At 59.7% G+C, this 23,541-nt stretch carries 27 protein-coding genes and 1 tRNA gene; 12 read left to right on the forward strand and 16 right to left on the reverse strand.

All coding sequences use genetic code 11. The features are described from left to right. Positions 1–22: 22 nt before the first annotated feature. From DHN55_RS06260 to DHN55_RS06275, 4 genes are all read left to right on the forward strand, one after another. Positions 23–916: a F0F1 ATP synthase subunit gamma gene (locus DHN55_RS06260; RefSeq protein WP_108880472.1), complete on the forward strand. Its 894-nt coding sequence runs from the start codon at positions 23–25 to the stop codon at positions 914–916. 29 nt (positions 917–945) lie between these two features. Next, a complete protein-coding gene (gene atpD / locus DHN55_RS06265) occupies positions 946–2,457 on the forward strand; it encodes a F0F1 ATP synthase subunit beta (protein WP_108880473.1) in 1,512 nt (503 codons plus the stop codon). Between the two features lie 32 nt (positions 2,458–2,489). Next, positions 2,490–2,888 carry a F0F1 ATP synthase subunit epsilon gene (locus DHN55_RS06270; RefSeq protein ID WP_108880474.1) on the forward strand — a complete coding sequence of 133 codons (399 nt, stop codon included), beginning with the start codon at positions 2,490–2,492 and terminating at the stop codon, positions 2,886–2,888. 78 nt (positions 2,889–2,966) lie between these two features. Next, positions 2,967–3,575 (forward strand): DUF938 domain-containing protein, encoded by a 609-nt coding sequence (locus DHN55_RS06275; RefSeq protein WP_337659978.1) that lies wholly within the window; start codon positions 2,967–2,969, stop codon positions 3,573–3,575. 38 nt (positions 3,576–3,613) lie between these two features. Here DHN55_RS06275 and DHN55_RS06280 read toward each other — a convergent pair whose 3' ends face one another. The 6 genes from DHN55_RS06280 to rsfS all read right to left on the reverse strand — a co-directional run bounded on the left by DHN55_RS06280 (position 3,614) and on the right by rsfS (position 9,850). Continuing rightward, positions 3,614–4,117: an RNA pyrophosphohydrolase gene (locus DHN55_RS06280; protein ID WP_108880476.1), complete on the reverse strand. Its 504-nt coding sequence runs from the start codon at positions 4,115–4,117 to the stop codon at positions 3,614–3,616. A gap of 22 nt (positions 4,118–4,139) precedes the next feature. Then, on the reverse strand, positions 4,140–5,441 hold the full coding sequence (locus DHN55_RS06285; protein ID WP_108880477.1) for a divergent polysaccharide deacetylase family protein: 1,302 nt from the start codon (positions 5,439–5,441) through the stop codon (positions 4,140–4,142). A gap of 320 nt (positions 5,442–5,761) precedes the next feature. Continuing rightward, positions 5,762–7,102, reverse strand: coding sequence for a S41 family peptidase (locus DHN55_RS06290; RefSeq protein WP_108880478.1), 1,341 nt, complete (start codon positions 7,100–7,102; stop codon positions 5,762–5,764). 89 nt (positions 7,103–7,191) lie between these two features. Then, complete coding sequence (locus tag DHN55_RS06295; RefSeq protein WP_108880479.1) at positions 7,192–8,880, reverse strand: peptidoglycan DD-metalloendopeptidase family protein; 1,689 nt, start codon at positions 8,878–8,880, stop codon at positions 7,192–7,194. A gap of 74 nt (positions 8,881–8,954) precedes the next feature. After that, entirely contained in the window at positions 8,955–9,437 is a 483-nt protein-coding gene (gene rlmH / locus DHN55_RS06300) for a 23S rRNA (pseudouridine(1915)-N(3))-methyltransferase RlmH (RefSeq protein ID WP_108880480.1), read from the reverse strand. A gap of 11 nt (positions 9,438–9,448) precedes the next feature. Continuing rightward, the gene (gene rsfS, locus DHN55_RS06305) at positions 9,449–9,850 is read right to left on the reverse strand and encodes a ribosome silencing factor (RefSeq protein WP_108880481.1); all 402 of its coding nucleotides are present in this window, start codon (positions 9,848–9,850) and stop codon (positions 9,449–9,451) included. Between the two features lie 414 nt (positions 9,851–10,264). On the opposite strand from rsfS, the gene DHN55_RS06310 reads away from it, so the two are divergent. Then, positions 10,265–11,209 (forward strand): hypothetical protein, encoded by a 945-nt coding sequence (locus DHN55_RS06310; RefSeq protein ID WP_337659979.1) that lies wholly within the window; start codon positions 10,265–10,267, stop codon positions 11,207–11,209. Positions 11,210–11,301: 92 nt separating this feature from the next. On the opposite strand, the gene DHN55_RS06315 is transcribed toward DHN55_RS06310, so the two are convergent. From DHN55_RS06315 to rplU, 7 genes are all read right to left on the reverse strand, one after another. Then, on the reverse strand, positions 11,302–11,916 hold the full coding sequence (locus DHN55_RS06315) for a nicotinate-nucleotide adenylyltransferase (protein WP_108880483.1): 615 nt from the start codon (positions 11,914–11,916) through the stop codon (positions 11,302–11,304). A 10-nt stretch (positions 11,917–11,926) separates the two neighbouring features. Beyond that, positions 11,927–13,219, reverse strand: a complete 1,293-nt coding sequence (locus DHN55_RS06320; RefSeq protein ID WP_443111087.1) for a glutamate-5-semialdehyde dehydrogenase — start codon at positions 13,217–13,219, stop codon at positions 11,927–11,929. Further along, positions 13,216–14,349, reverse strand: coding sequence for a glutamate 5-kinase (gene proB, locus DHN55_RS06325; RefSeq protein WP_108880485.1), 1,134 nt, complete (start codon positions 14,347–14,349; stop codon positions 13,216–13,218). The genes DHN55_RS06320 and proB overlap by 4 nt, the downstream gene beginning before the upstream one ends. Beyond that, the gene (gene obgE / locus DHN55_RS06330) at positions 14,337–15,416 is read right to left on the reverse strand and encodes a GTPase ObgE (RefSeq protein WP_108880486.1); all 1,080 of its coding nucleotides are present in this window, start codon (positions 15,414–15,416) and stop codon (positions 14,337–14,339) included. The genes proB and obgE overlap by 13 nt, the downstream gene beginning before the upstream one ends. Then, complete coding sequence (locus DHN55_RS06335; RefSeq protein WP_108880487.1) at positions 15,413–15,976, reverse strand: GNAT family N-acetyltransferase; 564 nt, start codon at positions 15,974–15,976, stop codon at positions 15,413–15,415. Before DHN55_RS06335 ends, obgE begins: the two co-directional genes overlap by 4 nt. A gap of 138 nt (positions 15,977–16,114) precedes the next feature. After that, positions 16,115–16,384 carry a 50S ribosomal protein L27 gene (gene rpmA / locus DHN55_RS06340; RefSeq protein WP_108880488.1) on the reverse strand — a complete coding sequence of 90 codons (270 nt, stop codon included), beginning with the start codon at positions 16,382–16,384 and terminating at the stop codon, positions 16,115–16,117. Positions 16,385–16,415: 31 nt separating this feature from the next. Further along, positions 16,416–16,949 carry a 50S ribosomal protein L21 gene (gene rplU / locus DHN55_RS06345; protein ID WP_108880489.1) on the reverse strand — a complete coding sequence of 178 codons (534 nt, stop codon included), beginning with the start codon at positions 16,947–16,949 and terminating at the stop codon, positions 16,416–16,418. 294 nt (positions 16,950–17,243) lie between these two features. On the opposite strand from rplU, the gene DHN55_RS06350 reads away from it, so the two are divergent. Together DHN55_RS06350 and DHN55_RS06355 are read left to right on the forward strand one after the other, a co-directional pair. Beyond that, a tRNA-Ser gene (locus tag DHN55_RS06350) sits at positions 17,244–17,333 on the forward strand. A gap of 63 nt (positions 17,334–17,396) precedes the next feature. Next, the gene (locus DHN55_RS06355) at positions 17,397–17,747 is read left to right on the forward strand and encodes a thiamine-binding protein (RefSeq protein WP_108880490.1); all 351 of its coding nucleotides are present in this window, start codon (positions 17,397–17,399) and stop codon (positions 17,745–17,747) included. A gap of 35 nt (positions 17,748–17,782) precedes the next feature. On the opposite strand, the gene DHN55_RS06360 is transcribed toward DHN55_RS06355, so the two are convergent. Beyond that, positions 17,783–18,088, reverse strand: a complete 306-nt coding sequence (locus tag DHN55_RS06360) for a hypothetical protein (RefSeq protein WP_108880491.1) — start codon at positions 18,086–18,088, stop codon at positions 17,783–17,785. 142 nt (positions 18,089–18,230) lie between these two features. Here DHN55_RS06360 and DHN55_RS06365 point away from each other — a divergent pair, with 142 nt between their 5' ends. Further along, complete coding sequence (locus DHN55_RS06365; protein WP_337659980.1) at positions 18,231–18,521, forward strand: hypothetical protein; 291 nt, start codon at positions 18,231–18,233, stop codon at positions 18,519–18,521. A gap of 222 nt (positions 18,522–18,743) precedes the next feature. On the opposite strand, the gene DHN55_RS06370 is transcribed toward DHN55_RS06365, so the two are convergent. Then, a complete protein-coding gene (locus DHN55_RS06370) occupies positions 18,744–19,361 on the reverse strand; it encodes a dioxygenase family protein (RefSeq protein ID WP_108880493.1) in 618 nt (205 codons plus the stop codon). A 249-nt stretch (positions 19,362–19,610) separates the two neighbouring features. Between DHN55_RS06370 and DHN55_RS06375 the strand changes: the two genes are divergently transcribed. The 3 genes from DHN55_RS06375 to DHN55_RS06385 all read left to right on the forward strand — a co-directional run bounded on the left by DHN55_RS06375 (position 19,611) and on the right by DHN55_RS06385 (position 21,887). Continuing rightward, on the forward strand, positions 19,611–20,390 hold the full coding sequence (locus DHN55_RS06375; RefSeq protein WP_337659981.1) for a formylglycine-generating enzyme family protein: 780 nt from the start codon (positions 19,611–19,613) through the stop codon (positions 20,388–20,390). 88 nt (positions 20,391–20,478) lie between these two features. Next, complete coding sequence (locus DHN55_RS06380) at positions 20,479–21,438, forward strand: Gfo/Idh/MocA family oxidoreductase (RefSeq protein ID WP_108880495.1); 960 nt, start codon at positions 20,479–20,481, stop codon at positions 21,436–21,438. Between the two features lie 176 nt (positions 21,439–21,614). Continuing rightward, positions 21,615–21,887, forward strand: coding sequence for a hypothetical protein (locus DHN55_RS06385; RefSeq protein WP_108880496.1), 273 nt, complete (start codon positions 21,615–21,617; stop codon positions 21,885–21,887). Between the two features lie 33 nt (positions 21,888–21,920). Here the strand turns inward: DHN55_RS06385 and DHN55_RS06390 are convergent, their stop codons facing one another. Then, complete coding sequence (locus DHN55_RS06390; RefSeq protein ID WP_337659982.1) at positions 21,921–22,403, reverse strand: BLUF domain-containing protein; 483 nt, start codon at positions 22,401–22,403, stop codon at positions 21,921–21,923. A gap of 250 nt (positions 22,404–22,653) precedes the next feature. On the opposite strand from DHN55_RS06390, the gene DHN55_RS06395 reads away from it, so the two are divergent. After that, positions 22,654–23,523, forward strand: coding sequence for an IclR family transcriptional regulator domain-containing protein (locus DHN55_RS06395; protein ID WP_108880498.1), 870 nt, complete (start codon positions 22,654–22,656; stop codon positions 23,521–23,523). The last annotated feature ends 18 nt before the right edge of the window (positions 23,524–23,541 follow it).

Here is a 23,541-nt window from a genome sequence, read left to right on the forward strand (position 1 = left end):
AACTGAGGGAAAATCAGGGACTATGGCCAGCCTCAAGGACCTAAGAAACCGGATCGCATCGGTTAAGGCAACGCAGAAGATCACCAAGGCTATGCAGATGGTGGCGGCTGCGAAACTGCGTAAGGCGCAGGAAGCCGCTGAAGCAGCGCGCCCTTATGCATCACGCATGGGCGGCGTGCTGGCGAACCTGTCAGCCGCCATGGAAGGCCGTGAAGGCGGATCCGCGCTGATGGCCGGCACCGGCAGGCGGGACACGCACCTGCTGATCGTGTGCACGGCGGAACGTGGCCTGTGTGGTGGCTTCAATTCAAACATCGCAAAGCTTGCCCGCGAGCATGCCGATGAGCTGGTCGGTGAAGGCAAGACCGTCAAGATCATCTGCGTCGGCAAGAAGGGCTACGATGTCCTGCGCCGCAAGTATGATCACCTGATCGTTGACCGTGTGGATCTGCGTGAAGTCAAACAGGTTGCCTTTGGCAATGCGCATGATATCGCCGGCAAGGTGTTGTCGATGTTCGACGATGGCGAATACGACGTCGCAACACTGTTTTATTCCGAGTTCAAGTCGGTGATCTCGCAAATTCCGACCGCCTTGCAGATCATTCCTGCAAATGTGGCTGCTTCAGAAGACGGTAACGGGGAAGCGGCTGATCTGGGCGGTGCGATTTACGATTACGAACCGGAAGAAAGCGAAATTCTGGAAGAATTGCTGCCGCGTAATATCGGCGTGCAGATTTTCCGGGCCCTGCTGGAAAATGCAGCGTCTGAACAAGGTGCGCGTATGTCCGCGATGGACAATGCGACCCGTAATGCAGGTGAAATGATCGACAAGCTGACAATGAGCTACAACCGTCAGCGCCAGGCTCAGATCACCAAGGAACTGATTGAAATCATCTCGGGCGCGGAAGCGGTCTAGATACAAGGCTTAAGGGAAGGACCCGAAACATGGCCAAAGCACCAGCCAAGAAAGCGCCTGCGAAGAAGGCGGCCACCAAATCTGCTGCCAAGAAGGCGCCTGCCAAGACAGCATCGGCTGTTGGCGGAAAAACCGGCAAGGTCGTTCAGGTTATGGGCGCCGTCGTCGACGTGCAGTTCGACGGACATCTGCCTGAAATTCTCAACTCGCTGGAAACCGATAATGGCGGCAACCGCCTGGTCCTCGAAGTTGCCCAGCATCTCGGTGAAGGTACCGTGCGCACCATCGCCATGGACTCGTCCGAAGGCCTGATGCGTGGCCAGCCGGTCACCGATACCGGCGGTTCAATCGAAGTGCCGGTCGGGGAAGAAACTCTGGGCCGCATCATGAACGTGATCGGTGAGCCGGTTGACGAAGCCGGCCCGATCAAGACCAAGGCAAAGCGCGGCATTCACCAGGACGCACCAGAGTTCGTGGAACAGTCCACTGAAGCCGAAATCCTCGTGACCGGCATCAAGGTCGTTGACCTGCTCGCCCCTTATGCAAAGGGCGGCAAGATCGGCCTGTTCGGTGGCGCCGGTGTGGGCAAGACGGTTCTGATCATGGAACTGATCAACAACATCGCCAAGGCGCATGGTGGTTACTCGGTGTTTGCCGGCGTGGGTGAACGCACCCGTGAAGGCAATGACCTGTACTGGGAAATGATCGATTCCAAGGTGAACGAGGAAGGCGGCGGCGGAACGTCCAAAGCCGCCCTGGTTTATGGCCAGATGAACGAGCCTCCCGGAGCCCGTGCCCGTGTTGCACTTTCAGGCCTGACGGTTGCAGAACATTTCCGCGACGAAGGCCAGGACGTTCTGTTCTTCGTGGACAACATTTTCCGCTTCACCCAGGCAGGTTCGGAAGTGTCGGCGCTGTTGGGCCGTATCCCGTCGGCCGTGGGCTACCAGCCGACGCTTGGTACCGACATGGGAACCATGCAGGAACGCATCACCACCACCACCAAGGGGTCGATTACCTCGGTGCAGGCGGTTTATGTGCCTGCCGATGACCTGACCGACCCGGCGCCTGCTTCGACCTTCGCCCACCTTGATGCAACGACCGTGTTGTCACGTTCCATTGCTGAAAAGGGTATTTATCCGGCTGTGGATCCTCTCGACTCCACGTCACGCATGCTGGACCCGCAGGTTGTCGGTGACGAGCACTACGCCATTGCGCGCCAGGTGCAGGAAGTGCTGCAGCGCTACAAGGCACTGCAGGACATCATCGCCATTCTCGGCATGGATGAGCTGTCGGAAGAAGACAAGGTTGCCGTGGCCCGTGCCCGCAAGATCGAACGCTTCCTGTCACAGCCGTTCTTCGTGGCCGAGGTGTTCACCGGTTCCCCGGGCAAGCTGGTTCCTCTGGAAGACACCATCAAGGGCTTCAAGGGCCTGGTGTCGGGTGAATATGACCACCTGCCGGAAGCTGCGTTCTACATGGTTGGCTCTATCGACGAAGCCGTCGAAAAGGCCGAGCGTCTGGCTGCGGAAGCTGCCTGATCCGGTTGCAAGACTGATTAACGGAGAGCCTTATGGCCGATCTCTTGAAGTTTGAACTGGTATCACCTGAGCGGCTGTTGTCGTCAGGCGACGTGCAGCAGGTTGTCGTGCCAGGCACCGAAGGCGAGTTTACCGTTCTGGTCAATCACGCCCCGGTCTTGTCGACACTCAAGCCCGGCGTTGTAACCGTCACCGATGAAAGCGGTAATGCAGAACGGATTTTCGTGCGTGGCGGATTTGCGGAAGTAAATCCTGCCGGCCTGACCATCCTGGCTGAAGAAGCTGTTGCGGTGAGCGATCTTTCAGCAGACGACCTGGCGCAGAAAATCCAGAATGCGCAGGAAGACGTGAACGACGCCAATGATCCTGAGAAAAAGCGCCGGGCGCAGGAAACTCTCGATCATCTGACGCAATTGCAGTCAGCGCTTTAAGGCGAACTTGCAGACACTGAATTCAAGCCGGGCGGTCAAATGCCCGGCTTTTTGTTTGTGAAAAGGGATTGTGCCCACATGAAACAGACATCACCATCGGCAGACCGCAACATGGACATCGTGCGTGACTGGTTGCTCAAGATTGTACCGGAAACGGCGCGTGACCTGCTGGAAGTATCATCCGGCACCGGCCAGCACGGGGCGCATTGTGCGCCGGCAATGCCGCACCTGCGCTGGTGGCCGACCGAGTTCGACCCGGACAGGCTGGCCAGCATTGCTGCCTACGCCGCTGATGCCTCATCCGGCAACCTGATGCCGGCGCAGCAGCTTGATGTGCTGGACAGCGCGTGGGAAGACACGGTGAAACCAGGGCGCGCCGACGTTATTGTCAACATCAACATGATCCATATTACACCGTGGCAGGCGTGCACCGGGCTGCTGAGAGGTGCCGGGCGCAAGTTAGGCGCCGGCGGCCTGCTGGTCTTCTACGGTCCGTTCCGGCAGCGTGATGTGGAGACGGTTGAGAGTAACGAGGCTTTCGAGGTGTGGCTGAAAAACCAGGATCCGGCCTATGGCATCAGGGTTCTGGAAGAGGTCGCCGAAGAGGCATCGCGGCACCAGCTGTCATTGTCTGACATCCTGCCGGTGCCGGCCAACAACCTGATTGTGGTATTCAAACGGGATTAGGACACCGCGCGAACCGGCGTGGGATCGAACCTGTTTGGCTAAAGATGCCTGAACGCGCTGATGACCTGGCTGTACACCTGGCGCTTGAACGGCACGATCAGGTCTTCAAGCTCGTCCATGTCGGCCCAGCGCCACTCGTCGAATTCCGGCTTGTGGCCAATGCCCGAAATATCGATTTCAGAGTCTGCGCCGGTAAACCGGCAAGCGACCCATTTCTGTTTCTGTCCCCGATAGCGGCCTTTCCAGGCAACACCGACCAGGTGGTCGGGCAAATCGTAGGTGAGCCAGTCATCGGTTTCCGCCAACACCTCCGCCGAGTGCACGCCGGTTTCTTCCGTCAGTTCGCGCATGGCGGCTGAGCGGACATCCTCGCCCTCATCAATGCCACCTTGCGGCATCTGCCACCACATGCCCACACCTGCGGCTTCATCATCGTTTTCCTGGACGATGCGATGGCCGATCCATACTTTTCCATGTGAATTCAGCAGCATGACACCGACGCATGGACGGTAGGGCAGATTGTCAAGTGGTGCGGTGGTCATGAGAGCGTGCTCGAGAAACCGGCTAACTGCGGCGGGCAGCGAAAGCGGCAGACACCGGCACCAGTAGAATATTGCGCCCGGCAAGTCCCTGTGCCCACTGGTCGATTGCTTCGATCGTGGACGGCAATCCGGATCCGGTTGCGATGGCGATGCCGCTGTGGCGGGCCTGTGCCTCCAGCCTTTGCAAGGCCGCCAGAACCGATGCCGGCGAGCCGTCTCCGTCAAGGCTGACAACCGCAGAGCGTGCGTCCAGGCCCAGAATTCCTGCAAGCTGGGTGGCGCGTGACAGGCCCTTGCTGCCGTCGTCGACATAGATCAGGCCACGTTTGCCGAGCTCTTTCAGGACCGGGCTTATGGCATCATTGTTGCTGGCAAACTGGGCGCCCAGGTAGTTGGTCACGCCGGCGTATCCGGCAAACCGTCCAAGATGCCAGCGCAGAGAGTCGAGGTTTTTCTGCGGCGGGACCGAGGTCAGCAGGGTGTGCGGGCCGGGGTCGATGGACGGATAGCCGAACGGTTCCATCGGTAAATGGATATACAGTTCGTGACCACGGGACCTGGCGTCATTGGCCTGCTGCTGCAGGTTTTCACCATAGGGTGCGAATCCCAGTGATACTTCCGGCGGCAGCCTGTTGATTGCCGTTCTGGTCAAACTCTCGTTCAGGCCCATGCCGCCAATCAGCAGTGCCACTTTTGGCATGTCCGATGCCAACTGTTCACGGGAAACCGGGCGGGCGTAGATGGTTGACGGTCTTGACCCGTCCTTGGCACGCCGGGGCAATGGTCCGTGCGGGCCCTTGCCGGTTATCTTGGCTACCGGTGCCGGCACCAGTGCCAGGCTGGCTCGCGACGGGATCAGGGCCTGTTGATTGCGGGATGGCGCCAGGTCGTCCATGGACAGGGCGCCCGGCGGGCTTTCCACGTCGCCTGAAGATGTGTTGCGGTTTGCCAATTGCTGCCGGCGCTTGTCCAGGTCAGTTTCTCCACCTGCCTGCTGCCTGCTGCCAAGGTCGGAGAGATCGAGCACCGGAGTATCGGCACCGGTGTCCTGAGACAGTTCTTCATCGCCTGCATCGGCATCCTGCAGCGATGTTGCGGCAGGTTTTTTGACAGACGACGTAATGATCGGATCAGATGTGTCGATGCGCATGTGAACGACGGGCTCGCCGCCATAAGGTTCATGGCTGACCACGAGCCAGCCCGCCATGCCGCCCAGAACAGTTATGCAGGCAAGTGATGTTGCACGCAGGGCAGACGGGCGCGCTGAAAACATGCGTGCCGGCAATGAACGCCGTTTCAACGGCTGGCGAAGGTCATTTTCCATTTACAGCCTACCCAAACTCCCTGTGAGTTGCTGTGAGCACTTGCCTTAATCTATTGGCCAAGCGCGGAAACTATACTCGCGAAATTGCTGATTCGTACCGAAGTAAAGTACAATTTGAAGTTGCCGGGACGCGGGCACAGTCAACGTCAGATTTGTTTTTGATGGCGCTATCATCCACCAGGCCGGCGCAACGCGTTGCGATCAAGAAACCGCAGGACTCAAAAATCAGACGAAAGCGGCGCGAGCATTGCTCGCGCCGGTCTGTATCGGGACCGGTATAAAACCGGTCTGGGCTTTCGCGGTTCCCTGAGCGGCCCGGTCTAGTTTGCTGAGGTGCCGGACTGGGCAGTTGTCGGCGCTTCAGCCTTCTTCGGTGTCTGTTCGACCGTCTTGCCGTCAAGCAGGTCGATGGCTGCCTTGAGCTGCAGGTCCTTTTCCTTGTCTGCCGGTACATAGGACGACGAGCCGGTGGATTCTTCACCTTCGCCCTCACCGGTCAGGTGGCCACGCAGGGAGGCTTCCGAGGTGGTGCGGCTGGCCTGGGCCTTCAGTTCTTCCGGCAGTTCCTGCTCGATCTTGATGTCCGGCTTGATGCCCTTGGCCTGGATCGAGGTGTTGGACGGCGTGTAGTAGCGCGCAGTCGTCAGGCGAATGGCACCTTCCGATCCGAGCGGAATAATGGTTTGAACAGATCCCTTGCCGAACGAACGGGTGCCGAGAATGGTGGCGCGCTTATGATCCTGCAAGGCGCCAGCAACGATTTCAGACGCCGACGCCGAGCCGCCATTGATCAGGACGACGATTTTCTTGCCGTCGCTGAGGTCGCCATTGGTTGCCGTCGAGCGGTCGGTTTCAGAGCCGTTGCGGCCCCGGGTGGATACGATAACCCCCTTGTTGAGGAAGCTGTCGGACACCGAGATGGCCTGATTGAGCAGGCCGCCGGGATTGTTGCGCAGGTCAATAATGTAGCCTTTCAGCTTGTCACCAAGCTGGGTCTTGATCTTTTCGACTGCCTTTTCGAGGTTGTCCTGGGTCTGGTCGTTGAAGGACGAAATACGGATATAGCCGATGTCATCGCGTTCAACGTTGAAGCGCACAGCGCGAATCTTGATGATGGCGCGCTTGATGGTTACGTCAAACGGCGCATCCTTGCCCTTGCGTACGATTGTAAGTGTGATCGGCTCACCGACCTTGCCGCGCATCTTGTCGACGGCTTCATTCAGGGTCAGGCCGCGAATTTCCTTGCCGTCGATCCGGGTGATCAGGTCATTGGACAGAATGCCGGCTTTCTGAGCCGGTGTTTCGTCGATGGGGGCAACCACCTTGACCACTTCCTTTTCCATGGTCACTTCGATGCCGAGACCGCCGAATTCGCCGCGGGTCTGAACCTGCATGTCCTTGAAACGTTTCGGGTTCATATAACTGGAATGCGGATCAAGACCGGACAGCATGCCGTTGATGGCCGTGTCGATCAGCTTTTCAGAATCAGGCTCTTCGACATAATCGGCCCGGACACGATCAAACACGTCGCCAAACAAATTCAGATAGCGATAGGTTTCCTGATTGGATGCGTTCGCATAGTTCAGCGATTGCCAGGCGCCGGTGGCTGCGATAAAGCCGACCACGAAGGCGCCGGCGATCTTCAGGTTTGTTTTGTGCATTACGTGTCGGCTTTCCATCAAGGGTTGGATCAACGATCCTGATTAGCTGAGCATTCAATGTAAAGATTAGCGCGCTGTCGCACTTCTCGCTAGCCTTCATTTCCGCCATTATTGCGGCGAAGCACCGCTTTTTGTCCGCGATCCACCCACCAGCGGGATGAATCGATTGCATTGGCGCCTTTTCTTACTTCTACGTACAGGATTGGCCTTGGATCGTCTATGCGGTCTCCGATCAAAGTTCCGCGAGCCGTATGTTCGCCCATCGTCCCGACAGGCTCACCGGCGGCGAGTGATTGTCCGGCAGAAACGGTGATCTTGTCCAGACCTGCAAGCAACAAATGGTAGCCGTCGCCGGCATTTATGATGATCAACTTGCCATAACTGCGAAACTCGCCGGCAAATTCCACGTCACCGTCCGCCGGTGTGGTGATCTGAGCCAGTTTCCCGGTGGCAATATGCAGGCCCTCCGAGCGCCCGCCATAACCGTCCTTGTCGTTGAAATTGCGCACACGTTCGCCTTGTGCCGGATAGGCCAGCTTGCCAATGGACGAAGCAAACCGCACAGCAGGTTTCCGGCGCCTGCGTTCGGCGGCCGCTTCCTGCTTTTGTTTCAGCTCAAGAGCAGCCTGGCGGCGGGCCTTTTCTTCTGCTGCCCTGGCTACCCGTTCCGCCTCGGCGGCTTTTTCCTCGGCGATTTTCAACTCGGCAAGCCGTTTTGCTTCTGCCTCGCGTGCCTCTTGTTCAGCAATCTGGCGCGCCTTTTCAGCGGCAAGCCTGGCGATCCGTTCGGCTTCGGCCTTCTTTTCCTGCTCGGCTTTCAGCTCAGCCAACCGTCTTGCTTCAGCTTCGAGGGCTTTTTGTTCAGCAAGCAGGCGCGCTTTCTCCGCAGCTGCCCGGGCAATCCTTTCGGCTTGTGCCTTTCTCTCAGCGGCTTCTTTCGCCTCGGCAATCCGCCTGGCTTCGGCTTCACGGGCTTCTTGCTCCGCTATCCTGCGTGCCTCTTCTTCGGCCGCCTTGGCCTGGGCCTTGCGGCGCGCCTCGGCAAGGCTTGCCAGCAACTGGCGAATATCCTTGGCCCGTTGCGCCAGTTTCAGGGCGCGCTTCTGTTCGGCTGCCAGTTCGCGGGCGGTTTTCGCCAGCAGGGCCTGCTTGCGGACCAGTAATGCCTCCAGCTCGGTGCGTGCAGGTCCGAGATTGGTAATATGTGTGTCCAGTTCATCCCGGGCCGCCACTATGCGCTGGCGAACGGCTTCAAGCTCCGCCAGTTCGCGGGTGAGGCTGGCAGCCTGGCCTTTCAGGTCGGGCACGATGGCACCGAACAGCAGGGCACCGCGCACCGCGCGGGTTGCATCGTCAGGCTCAACCGCCAGTGGCGGCGGCGGATTGCGTTCCAGCTTCTGCAATCCGGCAAGCAGTTCGGCGAGCACGCCGCGCCTGGAGCGCAGCCTGGAGCGCAGCGTGTTTTCCTTCAGCGCCAGCGAAAGCAGTTTTTTCTCGCTTTCAGCAATGCGGGCTTCGCGTGACTGGATGTTGCCGGCCAGTGCGACGAGCCGGTCCGACACGCTGGCCATTTCCTCCGCCAGCACTTCACGTTCGCGATCCAGCGCGGCCGACCGTGTCTTTGCCTGCCCGATTTGGCGTTCAATGGTGCGCAGGCGGTCGGTTTCCTCATCCAGATTGCCCTGGTTCGAGGTGTCTTGCGCATGGGCAGAGCCTGTCGCCAGCCACAAAGCGGTTGCAGACAGCAGAATTGCATTATGGAACGCACGTATCAGCAAATGAGCTTTCCAGCATTTTCGATGGTCCAAGGCACCGGATCAGGAGATTTTTCGGCCCGCCATCCGCCGAATCGTTAGTCCCGGTGATACGGATGATTAACCAAAATGGTGACCACCCGGTAAATCTGTTCCGCCAAAAGCACACGCGCCAGCATGTGCGGCCAGGTCATATGACCAAATGACACTACATATCGGGCTTTTTTGCGGATTTCCGCCGCATGGCCGTCCGGGCCGCCGACAGCGAAAACCAGATCCCGGGTGCCTGATTCCAGCTCTGTCTTGATGATGCCGGCAAATTCGGCCGTGTTGATCGCCTTGCCACGCTCATCAAGCACGACGAGCGCGGCCCCCGAGGGCGCCGCATTTGCCAGCAATTCAGCTTCTTCACCGGCTCGCGCGGAGGCCTTGGGTTTGCGGGATTCGGGGAAATCAACAACGTTGAGTTCGGTTATTCCGGCCTGCCTGCCCGCCTGGCGGGTGCGCTTTGCATAAGTGTCGACAAGCTCTGCCATTGGTCCGGCCTTCATCCGGCCGATGGCGGCTATGGTCAGTTTCACCCGAAGTCTCTTTAAGACGCGGCGGTGTCAGCCGGTGCGTCCGGCGACCAGAGTTTCTCGATATTGTAGAAGGTGCGGACTTCCGGCCGGAAGATGTGAACGATCACATCGCCTGCGTCCATGACCACCCAGTCACAATGGGGCAGCCCTTCAACGCGGACATTCTTGTAGCCGGCTTCCTTCAGGGCGTCGGACAGCTGGTCGGTAATGGCCGAGACATGGCGGTTCGACCGCCCCGATGCCACAACCATGGTGTCAGCCAGTGCCGCCTTGCCATTGAGGTCGATTGAAACGACATCTTCGGCCTTGGCATCGTTAAGGCATGACTTGATGATCTTGGGGAGGGGTGGCGTGGCCTTGCGGCGAGACGCAGGCGCTGGTTTAACGGCTGTGCTTTGCGAGCCGCTACGCATAGATTGACTTGTCAGGGTTCGGGTCCTCTTGATGGCTGGAAGGCATGCGGGCTTGCTGCCTTGCAGTAATCTGTTTCTGACGGTTTGGCTGCACGATGTGCTTCTTGACCTATTCCGTTGAACGAGTGGACGTTAACAGTCAACAGGTTACGCCCGATTCTGTCGCGATTCAAGCGGTTCAGTGTGACGTGACGATGACTTTTGCGCCTTTTTGACGGGTTTGGGGCCGGGGCCCACTAGCCGAGAGAGAACGCCGGATGTCGGTTCTGAGTCTAAAGTGGACTTCGGTTCGTCGTGACATCATTTCCAGCAGCTGCCATCAGGAGACGATCTGTATTCACGTCGTGCTCTACCTCTGACTGTCTGCCGGTGCTACATTAAATTGATGAATGCACTCAAAAAAATCATGAAGGCATGGCGAAATCCAACTTAAATATAATAACAGCAGTCCTTACTGTTTTGTGCTCGGTTTTGGGTGGAGCACCGGGCCATGCGGACAGCACGTCGCCACGTTTGGCCGCATACTATGACCTGAAAATGCTGCTTTGTGACCAAACGGCTTATCAATGGAGAGGGAGCGACCCCCCGCAGCTCGCAGCAGAGGACGTTGTCCAAGTCGGCGTCGGTCGTGATGCGAGTTATGTGCTGACTACATCGGGCCGACTTCTGACCTGGCGTGAAGAATTGGACGAGAAGCAGGAAATACTTGATCAGGTCACCTGGTTTGCGGCCGGTCGCACCGGCGTGATTGCGGCGCGTTCAGACGGGAACCTGATGTATTTGGCCCGAACTAAGAGTTGGTTCGGAGAAGGCGAGCTGGTCCAAACAAAAACGGTTGATGGTTCCATAGTGACCGCGAGCATAGGTGACAGCGCCAATTACCTGGTAACCGGCGATGGCACTCTGTTCGTAAAGGGGTTTGCGCATCGCGGGCAGTATGGTGATGGAAAGCTGGAGCCTTCCGAAGTGTTTGTTGCCGTTGCAGGCGACGTGGCCGCCGTCAAGGCTCATACGGGTCATGCCATATTGCTGAAACGAGATGGCACCGTCATGGGAACCGGTGGAAACATATACGGTCCTCTCGGACGGCATGGTATCGGCGATAAAGCCATTGTCTGGGGTTCAATATTTCAGGACGCTGATGCGATTGCCACGGGTTCCAGCCACAGTTTGGCAATTCGACGAGATGGCTCATTGTGGCGTTGGGGACGTGATATCGGCCTCGATCCGGAAAAGATCATGGATAAGGTCGTTGCAGCGGCGGCGGACCAGAGCGGCAGCGTGGCATTGTCGGGCGACAATACACTCTGGCAATGGGAACGCGGTCAGCAACCCAGACAACACTTTCAGTGCCCGTAGTGGGTAGTTTCCGACATCTCGGGAACAGCCAGCAGTGGCAGCTTTGTCCGCATAGCCGACCTGTGATTTTCTAAGATCGTTGCGTTTTGAGTCTAGCCGCCACTGGTGGCATTGCCGTTGCGGATGGCTGTCGAGCTTTCAGGACGCAGGGGCATGTTCAGGAAGCACCAGGCGGGTGCCGCCCTGTCGGCCAACTGACCGGCATCAGCTGCGTCCAGACGGTGGCCTGCCAACAGGCGCGCGGCCGGTGAACTGAGCGCCTTTCGGGTCCAGCCGGGCCGGGCAAACACGGCCAGTGGCAGGGTCGCCGGGATTTGCCGCCAGTCGTTCCAGTGATGTAACCCTGCAAAACTGTCCGCGCCCATGATCCAGACAAACCGGGAGTGCCGGAACATCGGCGCCAGGGCGTTAAAGGTCTGCGCTGTGGTGCGGGTGCCGAGTTCTGCTTCCATGCCGGTCACAACCAGCCGTGGATTTGCCGCGAGGCTTTTGGCGAGGGCCAGGCGGTCGTCGAAATCTCCGGTATCTCGGGCGTCCTTGAGCGGGTTCTGCGGCGACACCAGCCACCAGACCTGGTCCAGCTGCAGCCGTTTCAGGGCTTCTTCCGACACCGCGACATGACCGTCATGGGCCGGGTTGAAGGACCCGCCAAACAGGCCGATGCGCTGGGCCGATATGGCGGAAACGGAATACAGGCCGGAAATCATCGAGCGTCCGTCACGGCCGGGTCTGTCCGGAACCGCGCACCTGGTACTTGAACGTGGTGAGCTGTTCGAGTCCGACCGGGCCACGGGCGTGCAGCTTGCCGGTGGCGATGCCGATTTCCGCGCCAAAGCCGAACTCGCCGCCGTCGGCAAACTGGGTCGAGGCATTGTGCATGACAATGGCGCTGTCCACCTCGTTCAGGAAACGCACGGCGGTATCGGCGTCGTCGGTGATGATGCAGTCGGTGTGCTGCGACCCGAAGCGGGCAATATGGTCCATGGCGTCATCCAGCCCCGTCACCGATTTCATGGCGATGACGGCGTCGAGGAACTCCATGCCCCAGTCGGCGTCACTTGCCGGCACGCTGGCCTGCGATACGGCATTGACCGCCTGATCTGCATGTACTTCGCAGCCCTTCGCCCTCAGAGCATTGATGATGGCGGGCGCATGGCTGGCCACCACATCCTCATGCACCAGCACACATTCGGCTGCGCCACATACACCGGTGCGGCGCATTTTCGCGTTGGTGATGATGTCCACCGCCATGACGGGATCAGCCGCCTTGTCGACATAGACGTGGCAGATGCCTTCAAGGTGGGCAAACACCGGCACACGCGCTTCGTCCTGAACGCGGCCGACCAGTGACTTGCCGCCGCGCGGCACAATGAGATCGACGGTGCCGCCAAGGCCCTGCAGCATCATGCCGACCGCGGCACGGTCAGGCGTGGGCACCATCTGGATCGCCGCTTTGGGAAGCCCTGCTTCCTCAAGACCTGCCTGCAGGCACTCGACGATCAGGCCGGAGCTGTCATGACTGTCCGAGCCGCCACGCAAAATCGCGGCATTGCCAGACATCATGGCCAGCGCGCCGGCATCTGCGGTGACGTTGGGCCGGCTCTCGTAGATAATGCCAATGACGCCGATGGGGACGCGCACCCGGGTGAAGTCCAGTCCGTTGGGCCGTTGCCAGTTGGCCATGACGGCGCCGACCGGATCGGGCAGGGCTGCGACAGCTTCCAGGCCTTGTGCCATTGCCTCTATACGCTCGACCGTCAGTGTCAGCCGGTCGATAAACGAGGCCGGTTTGCCGGTGGCTTCAGCGCGTGCAACATCTGATTGATTGGCTTCCAGCAACCGTGCCTGCGAGGCCCGGATTCGCGATGCCATGGCCTGCAGGGCAGCCTGTTTGTCGGCTGTCGGCGCAGTTGCCAGTATGGTTGCGGCATCGCGGGCGCGATTGCCAAGGGCCAGCATGTCGCGCTCCAGGTCAACTGCAGCGGCGGCGATGGTTTCAGCCATGTTCATGCGGTGTCCTTTCCGGTCATCACCAGGTCATCGCGATGCACCATTTCATCACGCCCGGCCAAACCCAGCAATGCCTCAATTTCCGACGACTTGCGCCCGGCGATGATTTCCGCATCCGAGGCATCATAGGCGCTCAGGCCCCGGGCGATCTCCCGGCCGTTTTGCGTCGTGATGGCGACAGTGTCACCGCGCGAGAAGCGCCCGGTGACCTGGCGTACACCGGCAGGCAGCAGGCTGCGGCCCTTGCCGAGCGCGATTGCTGCCCCGTCGTCGACAATCAGCCTGCCTGCCGGTTCAAGCGAACCTGCAATCCAGCGCTTGCGGGCCGTGGCAGGCGTTGCGGCGGACCTGAACCAGGTGGCGCGACTGCCGTTCAGGACGCGGGTCAGCGGCCTGTCTTCATGGCCGGAGGTAATCACCATGGAGGCACCGGCGCTGGTGGCTATGCGGGCGGCCTCGATCTTGGTGATCATGCCGCCGGATCCCATGCCCGACACCGGCGCACCGGCCATGGCGACAATATCAGGCGTGATCTCGTCGACCTGGGCCACGAACTCGGCGCCGTCGGTGTCCGGTGGCGCGGTGTAAAGCCCGTCCACGTCAGACAGCAGCACCAGGCAGGTGGCTGACATCATGGAACTGACGCGGGCGGCGAGGCGATCATTGTCGCCATAGCGGATTTCAGATGTGGCGACGGTGTCGTTTTCATTGATCACCGGCACGGCACCTCGCGCCAGCAGGGTGTTGAGCGTGGCGCGTGCATTGAGATAGCGGCGGCGCACTTCGGTATCGGTAAGCGTCAGCAGCACCTGCGCCGAGACGAGGTCATGATCGGCAAGCGCTGCCTGCCAGCCCTGCGCCAGGGCGATCTGGCCGACGGCTGCGGCGGCCTGGCTCTCCTCCAGTTTCAACCGGGTCCTGCCGAGCCCGAGACGGCGGCGGCCAAGGGCAATGGCGCCGGACGAGACCAGCAGCACCTGGGTGCCGCGGGCACGCGCCTCGGCAATATCGCGCGCCAAACCCTCAACCCACGTCCGGCGCAGCGATCCGTCCGCGTTGACCAGCATGGCCGAGCCGATCTTGATGACCAGCCGGCCGGCGTTTTCCAGTTGTGAGGTCAGGGCCGCCATGACGTGTCTTCCGTGGCGGGTTCACCGTTCTCGTCAAGCACAACAGACTGTTCCTGCTGGTCGCGTTCTTCCTGGCCACGGGCCTTGCGGATCAAGTGCAAGAGGGCAGCCATGGCAGGGCGCACGCCCTGGCCGGTGGCGGCAGACATCAGCAACGGCACCTGTCCGGTGACCTTTTCAAAGTTTTTCCGTTTTTTCGCCAGTTCGTCCTCGCCGATGATATCGGCCTTGTTGAAGACGATCAGTTCCGGCTTTTCGGCCAGGTCGGCGGCGTAGGCTTCAATCTCGCCGCGCACGACCCGGTAGGCCTCGGCAGGGTCTTCCTCAGACGCATCCACAATGTGCAGCAGGCAGGCACAGCGTTCCACATGGCCGAGGAAACGATCGCCCAGGCCGACGCCTTCATGGGCGCCTTCGATGAGGCCGGGAATATCGGCCAGCACAAACGTGGCGGTGTCCACTTCGACGACGCCGAGATTGGGCACCAGCGTGGTGAACGGATAATCGGCGATCTTCGGCTTGGCAGCGGAGACCACCGACAACAGGGTCGACTTGCCGGCATTGGGCATGCCGACCAGACCGGCATCGGCGATCAGTTTCAGGCGCAGCCAGACCCACATGTCGGCGCCGTCCTCGCCCGGATTGGCGCGCCGGGGCGCCTGGTTGACCGAAGACTTGAAGCGCGAATTGCCCCAGCCGCCATTGCCGCCGCGCAGCAGGCGCACCTGCTGGCCTTCCTCGGTCAGGTCGGCAATCAGGGTTTCGCCGTCCTCTTCCAGCACCTGGGTGCCGACCGGTACCTTGAGTATGACATCTTCGCCCATGGCGCCGGTGCGGTTGCGGCCCATGCCGTGGGTGCCGACCTTGGCCTTGAAATGCTGCCGGAAGCGATAGTCGATCAGCGTGTTGAGACCGTTGACCGCTTCGACGAAGACATGCCCGCCGCGACCGCCGTCGCCACCGTCGGGTCCGCCGTGCTGAATGTATTTTTCGCGCCGGAACGACACGCAGCCCGCGCCGCCATTGCCGGATTTCACGTAGACCTTTGCCTGGTCGAGAAACTTCATTTGCTTTGAGCCTTCTGCTCCAGATAGCGGGCCCTGGTCAGCACCATCTTGCGCGATGGCCTGGTCAGGCCGGAACCTTGCGAATAACAGGTGATCTCGCCCTTGTCGACAAAGCCCGTCTTGGTCAGGACGCGCCCGGACGCAGGGTTGATGGTCAGGTGTTCGGTATCGATCTGCTCAGTTGTGTTGACCTCGAACGCGTGCCGGATCACGGCTGTTGCGGCTTCGGTTGCATAGCCCTTGCCCCAGTAATCGAGACCGAGCCAGTAGCCGAAGTCGATCTCGTGCGATGGCTTGTCGTCGCGGTTGGCGGGTCCGTAGCCGGTGCCGCCGATCAGCTCGTCGGGGGCACCTTTCAGGGTTATGGCGAAATTTGCCGCATTTGCCGGCAGCTTGCGCACGGCGCCCAGGAAGTCTTCTGCATCAGACAGCGAGTATGGATGCGGCATGGATGCCAGCATGTGGGCAATCTCGGGGCGGTTCGCCAACTTCACCAGACGCGGGGCATCCGTCTCGCGCAACGGGCGAAGCAGCAGCCTTTCTGTCTCTATCTGGTCCATGTCGTGCAATCCTTGAAATGCCCCCTAAACGGCAAACGGGGAGATGGTGAATTTCCATCTCCCCGTCGGTGTTCATGATGTCATCTCACCGGGGCGATGGGCACCGGTGGTTCGGGCAAAACCCGTTGTCCGGTTGCTTTACTCTGCAGCTGCCGGCATCGGGACAACGGACACGAAGGTGCGTCCGTTGGCACGGGCGCGGAATTCCACGTGACCTTCGGATGTAGCGAAGATGGTGTGGTCCTTGCCGATACCGACATTGTCGCCGGGATGCCATTTGGTGCCGCGCTGGCGGATGATGATGTTGCCGGGGATGACGCGTTCGCCACCGAATTTCTTGACGCCGAGGCGGCGGCCTGCGGAGTCACGTCCGTTGCGGGATGAACCGCCTGCTTTTTTATGAGCCATGAGTTTGCTCCTTTAACAAATCGTGTTCGGTTTACTTCTTGTCCGTGTCGGCTTTCTTGGCAGCAGCCTTCTTGGCCGGCGCTTTTTTAGCAGCCGCTTTCTTGGCGGCCGGCTTGGCCTCTGCCTTGGCTTCAGCCTTTTTGGCCGGCGCTGCCTTCTTGGCCGCAGGCTTGGCGTCTTCCTTCGACTTTTCTTCCTTGGCCGGCGCTGCCTTCTTGGCTGCAGGTGCTGCGGCCTTCTTGGATGGCTTCTTGCCGCCGGTCAGGATTTCGGTGATCTGGACCTGCATCAGGTCCTGGCGATGACCGTTCTTGCGGCGGTAGTGCTTGCGGCGCTTCTTCTTGAAGATGATGATCTTCGGGCCGCGCGACAGGGCCATGACCTGGCCGGCAACGGTGGCGCCGTCGATCATCGGCGTGCCGATTTCGACATTGCCGTCACCGGCAACCATGAGCACGGGAAATTCTACAATGTCACCTTCTTCAGCGCCTGTGCGCTCGATTTCGATGACGTCTTCAGCAGCAACACGATACTGTTTGCCGCCGGTCTTGATGACTGCGTACATTCTTTTAGGTCCTTATCTTTTTTCTCGCCGCGCCTTGCGGTGCTGAAAGGGGTTTGTCTAAACCTCTGTCAGGCTTGAATTTTTATGGTTTTTATTGAACCTCAGGCAGCGCATTTCTCGCAAGCCGGCACCAATTGCCGCTCACGACTGGCGGTTTGGTATATCCAAGGGCCCTGCAAGTCAAGCAAAAGCGGGCTTGAAGGTAACCGCCGGTTACTGTATCAGAGCGCTGCCCTGGCAGGGAAAAAGCCTTAAGAAACCAGGTTTCCGACAGCGCCCTGCCAACGCATCTTAGGAGAGGTGCCAGAGTGGTTGAATGGGGCGGTCTCGAAAACCGTTGAGCGTGCAAGCGTTCCGGGGGTTCGAATCCCCCTCTCTCCGCCAGTTGTTTCATGCAAGTGTGTGTTCTGAAGGCCACTTGGCGGCGAACGACAGGAGTGCAATAGCATGGCAAAAACCAAACAGGCAGGCAATGAAGTTTTCGTGGCCTTCCAGGTCATCCCCCGGGTGCGCGAGGGGAACAATTTCGAGATTGTGGACAAGGCAATCGAGGTCGTTAAGCAGGCCGGTGTGCCGTTTCAGGTGGGCGCCATGGAAACCACCATGAAGGGTGATCTGGATCAGCTTCTGGACATCGCCAAGCACGCGCAGCAAGTGTGTCTTGATAATGGCGCCGTCGAAGTCATTACCAATATCAAGATTCACAACAAGACGCCTGACGCGACCGATACATTCTGCACCTATGATCGCGGCGTCACGCCTGCCAATCACATGTTTGTCGACAACGGTTCGACCTGAACTCCCAAAACCGGGGACTGCAGCTTACCAAACGCCTACGCAACCAAAATCACGGCGGTTGTGGGTACGCCGTCGCGTGTTTCAAACCGCATTTCCACTGCCTTGCGTTCGGCTGCCGACAGTCGCCAGTACAACACATCGCGCTCATTGCCGGGTTCACCGGCAAGGCAGAACTGTGTGGTGAGTGTACGCGTGCCGGTAATCACCTTGACGTGGATGTGGGGAGCGCGGCCGGGATAGGGCACCGTGCGGATGGCGCGGAACCGGTAGTGGCACCGGATGCCGGCTTCGGCGCTCCGGCTCCTTGCGATTGCTTCACCCGTGCTCCGGGACCAGTTCACCAGCGGCTGGAACTGGCACTTATTATGAACACTGCATTCATTTCGAGTTCAGACTCACATCGCTACCTTCCCCTTAAATCAATGAGGCATCCCGGCAGATAAGCAAACAAGAATACGGATGCCCGAATGTGAGGATAAAACAATGAATACCAAACCGGTCACGATGCTGGGTCTTGCAGCTGCCGCGTTCATGATAGCCAGTGGTTTTTCCGCAACTCCAGCCGAAGCGCGTGCCCAATGCATCTTTGTAGCCACCAATGGCGGAACCTGGGCCGTTGCCACCCAGGGGTCAGCACGCAGAATGTCCACCGCCTGCCGCAGGGCCAAGCGCCGTTGTAATCGCAAGCTGAACCGGGCCAAGCGCCGTGGTGAATTTCGCCGCAGCGGAACGCCACGTTGCCACAAGCACTCGGGACGCGGTGTGAGCTTCTGAGCACGGGCACTTTTTGCATCGCAGATCAGTTGCCGAAACGCGTTGAGGCCTCTTGAATAGAGGCCGCCAGGCATTGAGTGTGACAGTAGAGCAGATTTCACGTTTATCGCGATGTTTCACCGGGCAAAAAGAACCAGTATTGGACTTCACTTCATCCGTCCGGGCAAACCAGACAAGAACGCGGTCGCGGAAAGCTTCGACGGACGGCAGCTTACCAGACGCCTAAACTATCAAATTCACTTTGGTTGTGGGCGCGCCGTCGCGTGTTTCAAACCGCATTTCCACCGCCTGACGCTCGGTTGTCGACAGTCGCCGGTACAGAACATCGTTCTCATTGCCGGGTTCACCGGCAAGGTAGAGCTGCGTGGTCAGGGTACGCTGACCGGTAATCACCTTGACGTGGATGTGTGGCGTGCGGCCCGGATAGGGTACCGGCCGGATGGTGCGGAACCGGTATTGGCCGTCCTTGCCGGTGACGTGATGGCCGAACCCCTGAAATGCGCTGTCGCGCGGTGTGTCGCGATCATCGCCGGTGTGCAGGTACCGGCCATTGGCGTCGCACTGCCAGATTTCCACCCGTGCGCCTGATACCGGATTTCCATCTCCATCCGTCACTTGTCCGGTCAGGTAGATGATCTCGCCGCCGGCCTCGCGCACCTGGCCTTCTGTGCGCACAAGATCGTTGTCGGCATCATCGAACCGCATGTCAGGTTCCGGATAATAAGGGCCTTCCGTTGCGCCCGGTGTGGCGACCAGGGCCTGGGCCGCCTGCGGCATCACAGCCGCTGCAACGCCTGCCGTTGACGTTTTCAGAAATGTCCTGCGTGTGCCTTTGCCCATTTGGTGTACTCCCGCATCAGGTTGTGCCGCGCTGGATAGTATGTAGGTATCCCTGCATCCGGACTGAACCTCTGCGCGACTTGATTGCCGGTAAACTTTTCGTTTTCCGGCTGGCAGCGATTGATCCGGGCACAGTCACAAGTGTCAGGAACGTGATTTGCGCTCGCGCCGGAATACCGGAAACCATGGACCGAACGAGTGACCGTTTTGCGATTGTAGCCAGTCATGCACCCGAGTCTGAAAGTTATATTGATTCTGCTCGCAGCGTTTGCCTCTGGCACTGCGAAAGCCGCACAAGAGTTTGATCTTGTCGCCATTCCTGCCGGCACGGCTCAGCTTGGTGATCGGAGCGGCGATGCCAACGAGGTCCTGCGGTCTGTCAAAATTCCGGCCTTCCGGCTGATGCGCACGGAGGTGACCAACCGGCAATTTTCGCGTTTCTTCCTGGCCAGTGGATACCGTACCACCGTCGAACAGGCAGGCAAGGCGCATGTCTGGTGGACCCGCTGGGACCAGAAATCAGGCGCGAACTGGCGCCGTCCGCAAGGCCCGCAGAGCAGTCTTGACGGCCTTGCGGATCACCCCGTGGTGCAGGTATCGGCCAGGGATGCGGAGGCTTTCTGCAAGCACCATGGCCTGCGCCTGCCGAGCGAAGAGGAATGGGAATATGCCGCGAGGGGGCCGCAGGGACTTCGATACCCGTGGGGAAACAGGCTGACGCCTGCTTCCCTAGCTGAACGGTCCAATGCCGGGACCTATGCGTGTTGTGCCGCGTCAGACGCGGACGGGTTTTTGCGCACCGCGCCGGTCGGTTCCTTTCCGCGTGGCCGCTCGCCCTTCGGCCTGGATGACATGGCCGGCAATGTCTGGGAGTGGACGTCGAGCCGGTTTCCGGGTTCGCCCGGCATGCGTGTCATCCGCGGCGGTGGCTGGGGCAACAACCCCTATTGCCTGCGAGCCGCCTATAGGCACGGCAACCCGCCCGATATCGGCCTCGACATGGTGGGGTTCAGATGCGCTGCCGATTGAACGCGCACTGATTTCTTCAGTTGCAATACATTAACGGGTCATATTTCCTGCCACTGAACTGAAATCCTAAAAACCTAAGGAATGCAGCATGGCGATCAGGACGGCAATCATCGGGCTTGGGATCATGGGACGCAGGATGCTGGAGCACATGCTGCTGCATGACGGGTTTGCACCGGCGTATCTGTGGGACCCGGATGCCGAGAGCTGCCGGCTGGCGGCGGAGATCGCGCCGGACAGTGAGATCATGGCCAGTGCCGACGCCGCCATCGAGGCTGCCGACCTCGTCTATCTTGCCTGCCCGCCGGTGCCGCGCAAGGCCTTCGCGCTGGCGGCAGCTGCGGCAGGCAAGGCGGTGTTTCTGGAGAAACCACTGGGGGTTGATGTCGATGAAAGCACTGACCTGGTCCGGCAACTGACCGATGCCGGGATCCCGGTGGCAGTCAACTTCACCCAGGCCGCAGGGGCCGCCCTGACCCAGATTTCCACCGCTGCCGACGCCGGGGACCTGGGAGACCTGGTCGGTGTCGATATTGTCGTGACCTATGCCAACTGGCCGCGGAAGTGGCAAAGGTCAGCCGACTGGCTGCGGTTCCGGGTCGAGGGCGGCATGACGCGGGAAGTCATTTCGCACTTCCTGTTTTTCTCGGAACGGGTTCTCGGACCCTTGTCGCTGGTCTGGGCGCAGCCGTCATATCCTGCTGACGGCACCTTATGCGAAACCCACATGCTGGCCCGGCTGGAAACCGCAGACGGGCGTCCGGTCACGGTCATGGCCAGTGTCGGCGGTGCCCAGCCTGACCGGCAGGAACTGACCATCAAGGGGACTGGCGCCAGCCGCCGGGTCACGGAGTTTTATCGCGATGCGATGTCGGACGGCGGCGAGTTTTCAGCCGTAGCCGCCGAGCCCGGAGACCCCCGGGCAGTGAGCCTGAAAGCGCAGCTTGATGATCTGTTACTGCTTGTCGACGGACAGCCAAACCGGCTGGCAACGCTTCAGGAGGCGCTGAGGGTGCAGAAGCTGGTCGAAGCCATGCTGGCCGGATGCTGAGGCGTCCCTGATTAAGGAATTGTGTTTTCCACTGTCCACCGCTTTACACACTCCGGCATTGCCACGCGCATCACAAAAGGCAAGATTGTAACTGCCCGTGTGGCGCAAGGTTGAGATATCGAATGGTGACGGCACTGCTGCGCGGCTTGTGAACAGGCCGCAGTCGAGGTGAGGATATGGCCACCAAATGGATAATCAGGAAATACGAGAGCAATGCCCTGAAATGGGAAAAGGTACTGCCGGGCAACATGTCAAACAAACGTGTTGAATCAGTCCTGCAACGGCTGGTGTGCATGAACCTGAGTACCGACGAGATCCTGTCATCGTCCCTGAACGCGGAGGCACCGGGACGCACCAGCCATCTTGACCGGGTCGGCAGCGGCACGCTGTTCATATACGGACACAATCCCTACTACACCGCTGAACACCGGCAGGCGGTTTCAATATGACAGTCGGCTGGTAGTTGCAAAAACACTGAAACCCTAGTCGTCAGCAAATTCGTCGGAATAGAACGACATCATGATTTCCAGGGCGTCGGACAGGTCGCCGCCTCTGGCGCGGGTCCAGAAATCCGCGGAGCCGAGGTCGGAATAGCCTTCGAATTTTGCCAGATCGGCCGCGTCTGCGTTGCGGAAACCCATGGACCAGTCTGGAAAATTCCGTTCTGAAATCTCGCCCTGTTCCAGCACGACCTTGGTGTGGTGGCGCTTGTCGGCCTCGATCCTGGCGAAGGCGGCGAGTACTTTATCTTCCGGTCCCTCCAGCAGCTGCATGAAGTTTGCCCGGTTTTCCGACGGGGTGAACTTGTAGATCAGCAGCCCGGTGATGCCGTCTTCGGTATTGTAATCACGGCTTTTTTTCAGGATGGCGGTGAGATCGTCCTCGCTCATGGGACGGGCGGCCTGGCTGACATAAATCAGGTGGTACATGGGTATTATCGCCTTCATGCGTAGTTCAATCGACATCGTGCCATGCACAGGCACCGGTGGATTACCGGCAGGCATATACGCATCTGTGGGCGTGGCACAAGTGCTGTGTAACGGGTTAGGCCGGCCTGCGGATCAACATGGCCATGTCAATCGTGTCGCTATTGTCGAACAATTATCTATTTCACATTATCAAATTTGATTTGAGAATGCGAAATACTATTGACTCTGATGGGCCGTCTGAGATTGAATGTGTCAGCTTCTTCGACAAGGTGAACTGGATTGACGAATGGCAACCGGCGCAAAATCGGCAGTGAACACTGAGCCTGTTGAGACAGGCGCGCCTGACGGCCCGGACACGGTGCCGCCGGAGAAAATGCCTCGCACCATCCAGTCGGTTGAACGCGCACTGGACATTCTGGAAATCCTGGCGGATGCCGATGGCGAACTGGCGCTCAACGAGCTTGCCGCCGGCGCGCAGCTGAATTCGTCGACCTGCCATCATCTCCTGGCCACCCTGGTAAAGCGCGGCTATGCCGGCCAGACCTCGCGCACCCGCAGCTATTTTCTCGGCCCCCGCATCACCGACCTGTCGGACAGCCGGCTGAAACAGTTCAACCTGTCCGAAATCGCCATGCCGGAACTCAGGCGCCTGAACGACACGACGCTGGAAAGCGTGCACCTGGCGGTTCTGCAAGGCACATCACTGGTGACCTTTGCCAAACTCGATTCCAAGCTGCCGATCCGGGTTGGATCGGATGACGGCATGAAGGCTGATGCGGCGCACGCCACGGCGACCGGCAAGGCCATCCTCGCCTGGCTGCCGGAGCCTGAAATTGCCCGGGTGATTGCGCAGGGCGGGCTGAAACGGTTTACCGACAAGACAATTTTGACGATCTCGGAGCTGATGGAAGATCTGCGGCTGGTGCGCCGCAACGGCTATTCACTCGACAATGAGGAGTTCCAGGCCGGCGTCGTGTGTGTCGGTGCCGCCATTCGTGATCACGCCGGTGCGGTGATCGGCTCGGTCAGCGGGTCCATGCCGCGCATGCGGGCTGACGGCGATCACATGGTCAAGGTCAAACACGCCGTGCAGGACTGCGCGGCGCGAATCTCATCGCGGTTCGGCAACCCGGAACCGGAGCCAACCCACACCTGAAAACAGCAAGCGCAACAA

Source organism: Anderseniella sp. Alg231-50 (assembly GCF_900149695.1).
In the GTDB taxonomy this organism is placed as follows: domain Bacteria; phylum Pseudomonadota; class Alphaproteobacteria; order Rhizobiales; family Aestuariivirgaceae; genus Anderseniella.